The following is an 11,975-nucleotide window of genomic DNA, read 5'->3' as shown; positions in this document are numbered from 1 at the left end:
CTGGTGCGGAATCAGGGTGCAGCCGCGATCACTTCGGCGACGGTCGCCGTCAGCTTCTTCGCGTATGGCACGTGCAGAAATTCGTTCGGCCCGTGCGCGTTGGATTTCGGACCGAGCACGCCGCACACCATGAACTGCGACTGCGGGAACCCTTCCTTCAACACGTTCATCAGCGGGATCGTGCCGCCCTGCCCGATATACGCGCAGTCCGCGCCGTAATGCTGCTGCGATGCGCCGTTGAGTGCCGACGCGAGCCACGGCGCGAGGTCGGGCGCGCTCCAGCCTGTCGCCGCGCCCAGGTCCGGCTTGAATGTGACCTTCGCGTTGTATGGCGGATCGAATTCGAGCAGCGCCTTCAGGTCAGCGACGGCCTTCGCGGCGTCGACGAGCGGCGGCAATCGCAGCGACAGCTTGAACGCCGTGCGCGGCCGCAACACGTTGCCCGCATCCGCGAGCGAAGGCAGGCCCTCCGCGCCCGTTACCGACAGCGACGGCCGCCACGTCGAATTCAGCAGCGCTTCCTGCGGATCGGTCGTCGTGGGCAGCACCTGACGGCCATCCTGGCCGCAAGCCCACGGAATTTTCTTCCATACGTCGTCGCCGAGTATCTGTGCGGTGGCTTCTGCTTCGCGCAGCCGCTCAGCCGGAATCGCGCAATGAAAACCCTTCGGCAGCAGGTTGCCGGTCGACGCGTCTTCGAGCCGCTCGAACAGCTGGCGCATGATACGGAAGCTCGACGGCGTGATGCCGCCATAGCCGCCCGAATGAATGCCTTCGTCGAGCACCTGCACTTCCAGGTCGCCCGCGACGAGACCGCGCAGCGACGTGGTCAGCCACAGCTGGTCGTAATTGCCCGCGCCCGAATCGAGACAGACGACGAGGCCCACCTTGCCGAGACGCTCACGCAGTGCGTCGACATACGGCAGCAGATCGTAGCTGCCCGATTCCTCGCAGGTTTCGATGATGCCGACGCAACGCGGGCGTTCGACGCCCTGCGCGTCAAGCGCGGCGAGCGCGGTCAGGCTGGCGTAGATCGCATAGCCGTCGTCGGCGCCGCCGCGGCCGTACAGCTTGCCGTCTTCGAGTTTCGGCGTCCACGGGCCGAGGTCGTTGCGCCAGCCCGCGAATTCAGGCTGTTTGTCGAGGTGGCCGTACAGCACGATGGTTTCGGCGCTGCCCGAGCGGGTCGCCGCGGTTTCGAAGAAAATCACCGGCGTGCGGCCCGGCAGTCGCACGATTTCGAGCTTGAGACCGCGCACCGGCTGCTGCTCGGCCCACTGTGCGGCGTCGGTCACCACGCGCTCGATATAACCGTTTCTGACCCAGTCCGGGTCGAAGGCCGGGCTCTTGGCCGGCACCGCGATGTAGTCCGTCAAGGCGGGCACGATTTCATCGTTCCATTTGCGCTCGACGAATTCCCGCAGCGCTTCGTGATCGACCTGTTGAGCGTGTTGAGTGGTGTCGTCAGAAATCATGATGGCGGTCCGTGCGTGCAAAACGCCAATGATAGTCCTCGTACGACGATCGTGAAACGTTCCGTACCGCCTGCAGGCGGCTCTACAGAAACAGTGCACGATTGCGACGTTCGCGCGACAATTGCCTTACACGCCACGCATCCGGGAGCCATTTCATGGAAGTGAGCCTGCTTGCGCAGGCCATCGGGGCCGCGATCGCGCTCGTCGTCTACTTTCTGCCGGCGATCCTCGCGGACCGTCGCAAGCGCCGTGACGTACTCGTCATCGCGCTCTTCAATGCCGTGCTCGGATGGACGGGGTTCGGCTGGGCGCTTGCGCTCTACTGGTCGCTGCAGCCGAATCCGCCCGTCAACGTCGCGGGCGAAGTGATCGAGAAACGGCGTAACGTGACGATGCGCGGGTTCTCGAAACAGCTCGTCGAGCGCGTACGGATCCGCGCGTCGCGCACCGCGACGCGCGACCAGTCCACGAAATAGCGCGCGACACGCACGAGGACTGTTTTTGCATGGGAGAAGCTGGATGGAGGCGACACCGTTCCTCATTGCGATCCCCGAGACGCAGGTCCTCGCGCTCAGCGCGCGGCTGCAGCACACGCGCTGGCCCGATCACTACGACGGCTCGCCGTGGGCGCTCGGCGCCGATCCGGCGTATGTGCGCGAACTCGCGCACTACTGGGCGACGGGCTACGACTGGCGTATCGCCGAGCAGCGGCTGAACCGGGAGCCGCAGTTCATCGCGAAGGTGGGCGGCCTCAATATTCATTATGTGCACCGGCGAGGTGTCGGGCCGAGGCCCTACCCGCTTGTCATCACGCACGGCTGGCCGGGGTCGTTCATCGAGTTCATGGAACTGCTGCCGCATCTGTGCGATCCGGCGTCGGTGGGCGCCGACCCGGCCGACGCGTTCGATGTCGTCGTGCCCTCGCTGCCCGGCTTCGGTTTTTCGGAGCATCCGGTCAAACCGGGCACCTCGGCATTCGCGACGGCGGACGTGTGGGCCGAACTGATGCACGGCCTCGGCTATGAACGGTTCGGCGCCCAGGGCGGCGATCTCGGCGCGGCGGTTTCGATTTCGCTCGCGTTGCGCCATCCGCAGCACGTCGACGGCATCCATCTGAATTACCTGCCGGGCTCATACGAGCCGCCCCTGAGCGCCGACGATCCGCCCGTCACGCCGCGCGAACAGACGTTCCTCGACGCGAGGGCCATGTGGACGGCGCTCGAAGGCGGCTACGCGCACGTGCACAGCACGAAGCCGCAGACGCTTGCCACTTCGCTGAACGATTCGCCGGCGGGGCTCGCCGCGTGGATCGTCGAAAAATTCCGCGCATGGAGCGACTGCAACGGCGATATCGAAAGCGTGTTCTCGAAAGACGAATTGCTGACGAACCTGTCGCTCTACTGGTACACGCAGACGATCGCGTCGTCGATGCGCTTTTACTGGGAGATGCGCCTGAAGCCGCTGCGCTTCGCGCACGGAGAACGGGTGCAGCCGCCGCTGGGATTCGCGCGCTTTCCAAAGGAAATCAGCCGGCCGCCGCAATCGTGGATCGAACGCGTGTTCGATCTCAAGCAATGGGCCGACATGCCACGCGGCGGGCACTTCGCAGCGATGGAGCAGCCCGCGCTGCTCGCCGGGGAGATCCGCCGGTTCTTCAGGCCGCTGCGGCGCTGACCTCGTGGGGGGCCGCGCTGTGCGCGGCTTCTCACGCAATCCGTGCACTCGTGAAATAATGCGCTGGTCCGCGCGACTGGCGCTGAAAGATGGAGACACCATCGGGAAACGCGGACCGTGAGCGCTATTTTCATCGTGATGTACGCTCATGTCTGGCCGCGCGCCTGGGCATTGCCTGATTGTTTGTGGATCACTCCGCTATCGATAACTTTTCACGGAGCCATGCAATGCCGCATCTTTCCAGTCTGCTGACCTTCGGACTCGTCTCGCTCGGGATGGCGCTCACGCCCGGCCCGAACATGCTCTACCTGATCTCGCGCTCCATCTGCCAGGGCCGCACGGCCGGCCTGATTTCGCTCGGCGGCGTCGCGCTGGGATTCGTGTTTTACATGCTGTCCGCAGCGCTCGGCATTACCGCGCTGCTGCTCGCCGTGCCATTCGCGTATGACGCGTTGCGCTTTGGCGGCGCAATCTACCTGTTGTGGCTCGCATGGCAAGCCGTCAAACCGGGCGGCCGCTCGCCGTTCCAGGTGCGCGACCTTCCCGCCGACGGCCCGCGCAAGCTCTTCGCCATGGGCTTCGTCACGAATCTGCTGAACCCGAAAATCGCCGTGCTGTATCTGTCGCTGCTGCCGCAGTTCATCGATCCCGAGCACGGCAGCGTACTCGCGCAATCGCTGACGCTCGGCTCGGTGCAGATCATGATGAGCCTCAGCGTCAATGCGATGGTTGCGGTCATGGCGGGATCGATTGCGGTGTTTCTCGCGCAACGTCCGGCCTGGATCGTCGTGCAGCGCTGGCTGATGGGCACGGTGCTCACCGGGCTCGCCGTGAAAATGGCAACCGAGGCGCGCCGCTAGGCGCATGAAGACGCAGGGAAGCGATGCGTTAAAACGCGCGAAGCAGGCAGTGAGTTGTGCGGCCGCGTGGATGCGGCCGCTTCCGGATCGCCTCGGCCCGTGCGACGCGAACAGGCGCCACGGCGTGAGGCGATGGAGACCATCACAAATGCGTGGATCGCCAGCGGCGACCCGAAATCAGCGCCCGTAACCCAGACGCACGAAGCGCTGCTGCATCTGCACGGAACCGGCAGAGATCGAGCGCGGCTCGGGTCGCACGCGGTCAAGTGCGAACATGTCCTGGCGTAGCTCCCCCTGCTCGTCGAACCACTGACAGACGAGCCAGTCCCCTTCTGCCAGCGCGACAGGACCCACGTGGGTCACGGTCATGCGCGGGCCACCCGATTTCAGTGTCACCACATCGCCCACGTGGTACGTGACGGGCTGCGGCGTATCAGCAGAGTCGAGGGTAGCAGTCAACATAGGTATCCCCGGTACGAATAGATCGATTACGTCCAGCTGTCGGTGCCGCGATGCGTGAACCGGAAGCGGGCCACCTGACGCTGTGTGCGACGGGACGCCACCCACCGGCGGGCTCCGTTCATTCAGCAACAGGAACGACAGTCTGGTCCAAGACGTCAAATCAGGCTTTTCGGCGATACAACCAATGATGCGCGAGCGATGCGAAGAATTACGCAAAGAGATGAACTGGCATAAAACACAGGACGCAACTGAAGCAGATTCAGACTGCTCAACCCATGCAGAACCTGGCTATTGAATGCAAACCGCGATTTAAGCACTGTCGTTCACAAAACCAGGCATTGCCTTCAATCCTGACCCTCGAATCCCGATCACCGGATTGACGTTAGATTTAAAATGCCTGCCAAGATTAACAACCGAATTTTATTGAGGCAAGTGCTTTTTCAACAAACACGGTTTATTACTTTCAGGAACTGATTGAAACATACCGCGGCGCAGGCTGACCGTAACATGCCAGCCAGTGACGCGCTGCCGCAAAACCCTTACTGTCCGGGGCTCACCGCCCTCCCGTGAGGGGTACTATTTACGTGAAAGGCACGGAAAGTTGCAGCAGGGTCGCGCAACAATTTCCGGGCCACGCGTTTATGATTAATAAAATTTCCATTATCACCCGAAGCGGATTTGATTTTAATCATCCGTGAACGTGCGATGCAGGGATGGATTTTCATCGGCTATAAAATATTCGCGTGGAATCTGGAAATCGTTTTCGCACCGCAGTAAATAACCTTGACGATTTTGTCATCCGTATGACAACCCGTCGTTTGAACCTTAATCGGGCTTCGTCGCAATCAGGGTGGGTCCCGATCGCGCATTCCGCGCCGCGACTCGCTGATGCCGGACCAGCAGCATGCTCAAGGCAATGCAGACGAACAGCAGCACAGTGATAATGCCAATACAGACCTGAAACGCGTGCGACCAGGCAGCAGGCGTGGTCTCATGTCCGAGTACGCCGAAGAACACACCACTGATTGCAGCGGTGCCGAATGCCGCGCCGATCTGCAGCGTCGACGAAACGATGCCCGAGGCGAGCCCCGCCTTTTCCGGCACGACCTCGGCAAGCACGATGCGCATCAGCGAAGGCAGGACGAGCCCCTGTCCTATCCCCGCGCAGATGAGGCCAAGATAGAAAACCGGCTCCGGAATCGCGCTCTGGCCAGCCGCCCACGTCGTCACCGAAAAGCCCGTCGCCAGCATCGCAAAGCCTAGCGTCAGCACATGGCTGCCGATGCGCCGCACGATGGCCGGCGACATGAACGGGCCAACGATAAAGCCGCTCGCGAACGGCATGATCGCGATACCGGAGGCAAACGGCGACCAGTGCAGACCGGTCTGCAGATAAATACCGTACGTCAGGAAGAACGCGCTTTCGCAGTAAAACAGGAACGCGAGCACCAGACCGGTCGCGAAGGCCGGATTACGGAACAGCTTCAGATCGACAAGCGGATGACCGCCCGCGCGCTCGATGCGGCGCTCGACGGCGATAAAGAGCGCGAATACTGGCACGCTGAGCGCGAACATCACGAAGGTCCACGCGGGCCATCCGGCTTCGCGGCCATGCGTCATCGGATAGATGACCAGCATCAGCAGCAGCGACAGCAGCCCCACGCCCTTCAGGTCGACGCCCGTGCTTTCGGCCGGATGACTCTCCGGCACAAAGCGCCACGTGCCGAGAAACGCCAGGATGCCGACGGGAATGTTAAGCAGGAAAATGCTGCGCCAGTCGAGACCGAACGGGTGATACGTGATGAGCGCGCCGCCGCCCAGTTGCCCGACGATCGACGAAAGCCCGAATACGAAGCCGTAGAAACTCATCACTCTGGTTTGCTGGTGCGGCGGGACGACTGCGCGGATCGTCGCGAGTACCTGTGGTGCCATGACCGCTGCGGCGATGCCCTGCACAATGCGCGAGAGCACGAGCATGTGCCCGGAAGTCGCAAAGCCGCACAGCGCCGATGCGAGTACGAACGCCGCCATGCCGCCCATGAACATGCGCTTGCGGCCAAACAGATCGCCGAGGCGCCCGCCCGTGATCAGCAACACCGCATAGGCCGACGCATAGGCGGAGACGATCAGCTGCAGCTGGGCGTCGGTGGCATGCAGGCCGGTATGGATCGACGGCAGCGCAAGATTGACGATGAAGTAATCGAGCGGCGCGAGGAACGCGCCGATGAAGAGCACGGTCAGCGCGTACCCTGGTCGCTCGAACCGCTGCGGTTGAGCCGCCGGACGCGCGCGCGGCGTGTCGCCCATAGCGCGAGGTGTCACCGCGCCCGATACAGCAGGCTCCATGGATTGATTATTCATGACCATTCGTTCAAAAATTAACGAAAAAAAATCAGACGAGCGCGCGCAGGGCGAGATCGACGATGGAAGTGAGCTGTGCTTCGTCGCGCGGCGTTTTGCCGAGCACGCGCAGCCCTTGTGTGATGCATAACAGGAATTCGCCGACGGATTTCTCATCGAGCGTGGTGTCGAACGCGCCGCTTGCCTGTCCACGAATAACCGCCGCCGACAGCAGCGTGATCGTGCGGCGCTGGATGCATTCGATACGCTCGCGCAATGCGATGTCGTCGGCAGACATTTCGAGCGTGGCGTTGGTGATGAAACAGGCGCGTTGCGCATTCAGCGCCGACGCGGCGCGCACGTGGTGCATCAGCGCGTCTCGCAGCGCTTCTTCGGGCGGCACGTTCGCATTCAGACGTTCGGCGAGCCGTGCAATCGAGCCGTCCGCGTAGTGGTCGAGCGCGGCCAGCATCAGCCCGTGCTTGTCGCCAAACACGCCGTACAGGCTACCGCGCAGCACGCCGGTCGCCTTGCAAAGATCGTCCACCGATGTGGCGTGATAACCGTGACTCCAGAAAACCTCACTGGCGCGGGTCAGTACCGTTTGTTCGTCGAACTCGCGCGGGCGACCGCGACCCGGCGAGACAGAGGGTTTACGGGAGATGGCAGGCTTGTTCATCCTGCGTATATTATGACTGTACGTTCAAGAATTCAAGTGTTTTCGTCAGCACGCTTCAAAGCGGTTACTTGTCCCTGCACAATAGACTCCAAAAAACGCGCAACAGACCCGAATAGAAACGGTCAGGGGTGGCCAACAGGACATCGCAAGATTGAAAGCACCATCAGGTACCCTGGCATTGAAGTCGATGACGCGCTTGAGATTTCGGAGCAGACTGAACTCGAGTGCGGTCAGCGCTGGCCGCACAATCTGATGTTGCATGCGCAGTCGTGCGGCAGCTTTCTGTCGAGGGCTTGTCTGGCGAATATTGCTGCATTTTTCAGGTGTCGCGACGAAGGTCGGGCATGCCGGGAATGCACATATTGAACGAATGGCGGTCAAGGAATGGCCGTTTCGGCAGTAACACGGCTTCCGCAGCACCTATCGTCATGAGCATGACAAAAAGAGCGGCAGGATCATGCCGAACCACAGCGAACCCCGTCTCCCCGAGCGTGCCATTGAAGCGCGGGTCTGCTTCCGTAATATCGACGTCATCATGTAGCCCAAGCACTCGGGCTCCTGAAACGATCGTCCAGCATTCCGGTAGCTTCAGCAGTATGTCCCGCACGTCGCCGTATTCGCATATGACAGCGGCCTGTGCGTGATCGGGCCGGCAAAACCACTCGGGTTCCGCCGCCGGTTCGACAAGAATCGCAGCAACCGGAAACAACAGCGATTCAATTTCCATCAGGTATTCGAAGCGTTCTTGCCAATTGTTGCGTCGGGCGACGTCGCGTCGGAGTCACGTGAAATCAGAAGAAGTGCCGAAGGCCAACCCGGGATACGAACTGGGAGTCGGTCGACGAAGGACCCATCACCGCGATCGACGCGACCGTCCCGGACGCTCCACCCGCCTTCTGGCCCACGAGCTCAAGATAGATATCGGTTTGTTTTGACAGCAGATAATCCGCGCTCGCCGCAACGGAATACCAGTGTGAACCGTCAAGCTTGTCGTAGGACACCTTGGCCGCGAGATCGACATCAGGCTGCGGACGGTAGTCGCCGCCGACGTGTACCACCTGGTCGGTGGCCGAGTTGCCATTCAACTGGAGCCTGGTATTGGTGTAGATCGCCGACGCGCGCCAGCTGCCAAACGTGTACATACCCGCCGCACCCAGGATGCGCTGATTGTCCACCAGAAGTACAGTCGAGGGGGTCAACCGCTGGCCGAGCAGAGTCGGCGCCCCAGTTGCTCCCGCCAATACCGCAACCTTGTTGATGTCGGTCACCACCAAAGCAGCCGAAAACGGTCCATAGCCGTACTGGACGTTCCCGCTGTACGCGCGCCCGATATTGGTGGACGAAGTGCCGGCGTTCTGCCCAAACGCATACATGGCACCGAAGGTGAATCCACCAAAATTTGCACTGTTGAATTGCACTGCGTTGTTCAGACGCTCGCCAGACGCGCGATCCAGGTCACCGTTCTCGAAGACCATAATCCCGCAGTTCAGGAATGGCTGCATATACCGTTCAAGCTGCAGCGTGTAGTCGTACTGGCGGCCGAGGTAGACATCACCCACGCCGGATTTCCCGAGCCCGACATACGCCTGCTTGCCGAACATCAGCCCTTGACCAAGCGCTCCGCTATTCAGAGAGAAGCCGTTCTCGAGCTTGAAGATCGAATGCAAGCCTCCGCCAAGATCTTCGGTGCCGGTGAAACCGAGCGCGTTGGATTTGTTGATGCCATCCTGCATCTTGACTACCGACTTTCCGCCTACGTTGTTGACGTAGGTAATGCCGTTGTCAACACTGCCGTAAATCGTTATCGAAGACTGGGCAAATGCGCCGCTGCCGATCGACTGGAGCATCAGCATTGCAGCAATGTGGTGTCTCTTCATTTATTTTCCTGACAACGTTTGTTGATTTAAAAAACAGTGCTCCCTGGCGGGTGTTGGCCCCGCCTGGATACTTCTCAATAACCCTGGATCTCAATGCACCCCTGCTGGTCACTCACCGATAAGCCGGTTGCGCGTTTCAGGCAGCCACGCTGTCGCGACGAGGCTGATTACGCTGGTTGCCACAACGTAGTAAGCGGGAGCCAGTGCACTATGGGTAACGGAGATGATCCAGGTAACGGCAAACGGGGTCGTGCCGCCAAAGATTGCAGTTCCCACACCATAGGTAATAGCGATGCCTGTGCTACGAAAGGCTGCCGGCATCAATTCAGGAATGGCAACCAGGCCTCCGGCAGCGCTGGCCGCTGTGAGCGATGCCAGCACGGCCGTCGTGATGAGGAGGCTCATGGCCCCCGGCGCCGCGTTGATCCAACAGAACATCGGTACGATCAGAACGGCCAGGGCGATGCGCGGCGTGACCATCGCGAACTTCCGCCCTCGTGCGTCACAAAGAACACCTCCAGCCAGACCAAACACAAACGTCAACGCCCCGCCAACCAGAACGCTCATTTGAGCAAGCGTCGGTGACAGCTTGAGGACCTGAATCGCATAGGTCGTCATGTAGTTGCCGACCTGCGAGGAGACCGCACCGGCCAACAGGACCAGCGTGCCAAGCACGACGAAGCGAAGGTTCCCTGAGAGTCGGCTCGTTTCACGTTGTGTCGTGATCTCTCCCTGTTCGTGTTCAAGCGTTTCAGGGATATTTCGGCGGATATAGGTTGCGACCGGAACCAGCAGGAGACTGAACAGGAATGGAAGCCTCCATCCCCAGCTGGCGAGTTGTGACGTGGTGAGCGACAGCGAAACCGCCACGCCGGTCAAGCCAGCGACGGTGACCGCGATACCCTGACTCGCGAGTTGCCAGCTCGCGTAAAGACCCCGGCGGTGCGCAGGTGCAGCTTCGATGAGAAACGCTGTCGAGGGCCCGACCTCTCCACCAAGGGCGAACCCCTGGACCAACCGACAGATCACCACAATGATCGGCGCCGTCGTGCCGATAGCCAAATAACCTGGTGTCACGGCAAGACCCAGGGTGCCGACCGTGATCAGCACGACGGTGAGGATCATCGCCGGCTTGCGCCCGACTCTGTCGGCGAATCTGCCGATCAGGACTGCTCCCAGCGGACGGATAACGAAGCCGACGCCAAAGGTTGCCATCGACGCCAGCAGGCTGCCAAACTCTCCGCCAACTGGGAAGAAGGTCCGGCCGATATAGACGGCAAAGAACGCGTAGATGACAAAATCGTAGAACTCGAGCGCGTTACCTGCTACCGCCCCTGCTACCGCTACGCGGCTGATCGCAGGGCGTGTCTGACGCACGCCGCTGCTATCTTGCCGACCAGCTTCAAACGTGCTGGAAGTGGTCATGTCGTGTGTCTCCTCTTGTGATTTCCGGGATGCTTTGCAGCACCTGAACAGGCTCGTATGCCAGGCTTACTCGCCAACGACTCTTTGCAGACCGTTGAGCGACTGCAGACAGACTTCACGTCCCTGTACCCAGACCGCCAGTTTCCAGTCGTCGGATTGCGGGTAGAAGGCGCGCTTGAGTGCGGCCTTGACGGCGTTCCGCCGGGACTCGTCTGCGCAGCCGTAGCGGTGCAACCAGTGCTCAGCCCGCATGGCGAGAATGACTTCCTCCATGGGGTAGGTGCCAAACTCAAGACACACATTCGTCTGTAATGCCTGTGGGCACTCTTGCGAGAGCGATGCCTGGATGGGACCGGTCAGCGGAATACTTGCGGACGTCCCGGCAGAAACCGAGGTGAGGTTGTCGCCCCACCATCGGCGCGAGCGGGCCAACGTAGCCGGGTTGTCAGGCGCCGCGAAAATGCGCTCGCCCACCCCGTACGGGCCGAGACCGGTGTGGATGTCGATCGATCCGATTTGCCGGCATGTAGTGGCATATTTCCGCAGAATTTTCCGGAACGTCTCGTTGCTCCACGTCGGCGCCAGTCCGCCGAAGTGCAGTCCGTCACTGAACGCATACTGGCCCAGCGAAACAGCGCGCTGGAAGCCCCGTGCACCGACGCGTTCACGAAACTCGTTCAGATGCGCCTCATTTTCTTTTCGCGGCGGCCACTCGGGCGGCAGAAGCAGATCATGGATTTCCGCATAGCCACCGTTTTCCGGAAGCCCGGTTGAGAAGTCAACAAAGTTGCGATTCAGGTCGACGTTTTCCTGCGTAACACGGCGCGTATGGGAGAAGCCATACGGATTGATGGCGTGTACATGAAGCACGGCGGTATTTTCGGCTTCAAATCTGGCGGCCGGATCCAGAGCAAGCTCGAGAAGGCCTGTCTGGATTGCGGATCCGCAGTAGCCTTCAACGCCATGGCATCCGCTGATAACGAGCAGCAGGTTTGACGCTCCGACCGGTCCGTCAAGAACGACATCGGTCGCCAGGGTCTCGCCGTCGGCCCCGCTCAGCGGCAGTGTGTACGAATCGACGGCGAGCCCGCGTCGGGATGCCACGTCGAGAAATTTCTCCCGGGCTTCGGCATAGCTGTTGCTGAACAGCTTGTTGATTTCAGGTTGTGCCACGATCAGTATA

General features: G+C 61.1%; 11 protein-coding genes, 1 pseudogene and 1 riboswitch. Of the genes and pseudogenes, 4 read left to right on the top strand and 8 right to left on the bottom strand.

The genetic code is table 11. The annotated features are described in order from the left end of the window. Positions 1–11: 11 nt before the first annotated feature. Entirely contained in the window at positions 12–1,475 is a 1,464-nt protein-coding gene (locus LPA36_RS23330) for a M20 family metallopeptidase (protein WP_228882080.1), read from the bottom strand. 155 nt (positions 1,476–1,630) lie between these two features. Here LPA36_RS23330 and LPA36_RS23325 point away from each other — a divergent pair, with 155 nt between their 5' ends. The 3 genes from LPA36_RS23325 (at position 1,631) to LPA36_RS23315 (ending at position 4,009) form a co-directional block, all read left to right on the top strand. After that, positions 1,631–1,951 carry a superinfection immunity protein gene (locus LPA36_RS23325; RefSeq protein WP_228882078.1) on the top strand — a complete coding sequence of 107 codons (321 nt, stop codon included), beginning with the start codon at positions 1,631–1,633 and terminating at the stop codon, positions 1,949–1,951. Between the two features lie 43 nt (positions 1,952–1,994). Then, positions 1,995–3,149: an epoxide hydrolase family protein gene (locus LPA36_RS23320; protein ID WP_228882076.1), complete on the top strand. Its 1,155-nt coding sequence runs from the start codon at positions 1,995–1,997 to the stop codon at positions 3,147–3,149. Between the two features lie 62 nt (positions 3,150–3,211). Then, positions 3,212–3,326, top strand: a riboswitch (ZMP/ZTP riboswitch). Positions 3,327–3,376: 50 nt separating this feature from the next. After that, entirely contained in the window at positions 3,377–4,009 is a 633-nt protein-coding gene (locus LPA36_RS23315) for a LysE family translocator (protein WP_228882074.1), read from the top strand. Positions 4,010–4,186: 177 nt separating this feature from the next. Here LPA36_RS23315 and LPA36_RS23310 read toward each other — a convergent pair whose 3' ends face one another. The 3 genes from LPA36_RS23310 to LPA36_RS23300 form a co-directional block, all read right to left on the bottom strand. After that, the gene (locus LPA36_RS23310; protein ID WP_228882072.1) at positions 4,187–4,471 is read right to left on the bottom strand and encodes a YodC family protein; all 285 of its coding nucleotides are present in this window, start codon (positions 4,469–4,471) and stop codon (positions 4,187–4,189) included. 825 nt (positions 4,472–5,296) lie between these two features. Further along, positions 5,297–6,778 carry an MFS transporter gene (locus LPA36_RS23305; RefSeq protein ID WP_228882364.1) on the bottom strand — a complete coding sequence of 494 codons (1,482 nt, stop codon included), beginning with the start codon at positions 6,776–6,778 and terminating at the stop codon, positions 5,297–5,299. 85 nt (positions 6,779–6,863) lie between these two features. After that, entirely contained in the window at positions 6,864–7,490 is a 627-nt protein-coding gene (locus LPA36_RS23300; protein ID WP_228882070.1) for a TetR/AcrR family transcriptional regulator, read from the bottom strand. A 138-nt stretch (positions 7,491–7,628) separates the two neighbouring features. Between LPA36_RS23300 and LPA36_RS23295 the strand changes: the two are divergent. Further along, a pseudogene (locus LPA36_RS23295) lies at positions 7,629–7,712 on the top strand (tyrosine-type recombinase/integrase); the annotation flags it as partial. Positions 7,713–7,809: 97 nt separating this feature from the next. Here LPA36_RS23295 and LPA36_RS23290 read toward each other — a convergent pair. The 4 genes from LPA36_RS23290 to LPA36_RS23275 form a co-directional block, all read right to left on the bottom strand. Further along, positions 7,810–8,217 (bottom strand): hypothetical protein, encoded by a 408-nt coding sequence (locus tag LPA36_RS23290; protein ID WP_228882068.1) that lies wholly within the window; start codon positions 8,215–8,217, stop codon positions 7,810–7,812. A 64-nt stretch (positions 8,218–8,281) separates the two neighbouring features. After that, positions 8,282–9,367, bottom strand: a complete 1,086-nt coding sequence (locus LPA36_RS23285) for a porin (RefSeq protein WP_228882065.1) — start codon at positions 9,365–9,367, stop codon at positions 8,282–8,284. A 108-nt stretch (positions 9,368–9,475) separates the two neighbouring features. Beyond that, the gene (locus tag LPA36_RS23280; protein WP_228882063.1) at positions 9,476–10,792 is read right to left on the bottom strand and encodes an MFS transporter; all 1,317 of its coding nucleotides are present in this window, start codon (positions 10,790–10,792) and stop codon (positions 9,476–9,478) included. 66 nt (positions 10,793–10,858) lie between these two features. Next, complete coding sequence (locus LPA36_RS23275; protein ID WP_228882062.1) at positions 10,859–11,965, bottom strand: M14 family metallopeptidase; 1,107 nt, start codon at positions 11,963–11,965, stop codon at positions 10,859–10,861. Positions 11,966–11,975 lie beyond the last annotated feature (10 nt).

Origin of the sequence: Paraburkholderia saeva (genome assembly GCF_907164555.1) — a bacterium.
Classification (GTDB): domain Bacteria; phylum Pseudomonadota; class Gammaproteobacteria; order Burkholderiales; family Burkholderiaceae; genus Paraburkholderia; species Paraburkholderia saeva.
The sequence above is the reverse complement of the archived record's forward strand: the minus strand, read 5'-3'. Positions and strand labels throughout refer to the sequence as shown.

Coding starts and splice junctions, on each gene's coding strand:
- LPA36_RS23330 (WP_228882080.1), bottom strand. CDS start 1,475: ATGATTTCTGACGACACCACTCAACACGCTCAACAGGTCGATCACGAA.
- LPA36_RS23325 (WP_228882078.1), top strand. CDS start 1,631: ATGGAAGTGAGCCTGCTTGCGCAGGCCATCGGGGCCGCGATCGCGCTC.
- LPA36_RS23320 (WP_228882076.1), top strand. CDS start 1,995: ATGGAGGCGACACCGTTCCTCATTGCGATCCCCGAGACGCAGGTCCTC.
- LPA36_RS23315 (WP_228882074.1), top strand. CDS start 3,377: ATGCCGCATCTTTCCAGTCTGCTGACCTTCGGACTCGTCTCGCTCGGG.
- LPA36_RS23310 (WP_228882072.1), bottom strand. CDS start 4,471: ATGTTGACTGCTACCCTCGACTCTGCTGATACGCCGCAGCCCGTCACG.
- LPA36_RS23305 (WP_228882364.1), bottom strand. CDS start 6,778: ATGGGCGACACGCCGCGCGCGCGTCCGGCGGCTCAACCGCAGCGGTTC.
- LPA36_RS23300 (WP_228882070.1), bottom strand. CDS start 7,490: ATGAACAAGCCTGCCATCTCCCGTAAACCCTCTGTCTCGCCGGGTCGC.
- LPA36_RS23290 (WP_228882068.1), bottom strand. CDS start 8,217: ATGGAAATTGAATCGCTGTTGTTTCCGGTTGCTGCGATTCTTGTCGAA.
- LPA36_RS23285 (WP_228882065.1), bottom strand. CDS start 9,367: ATGAAGAGACACCACATTGCTGCAATGCTGATGCTCCAGTCGATCGGC.
- LPA36_RS23280 (WP_228882063.1), bottom strand. CDS start 10,792: ATGACCACTTCCAGCACGTTTGAAGCTGGTCGGCAAGATAGCAGCGGC.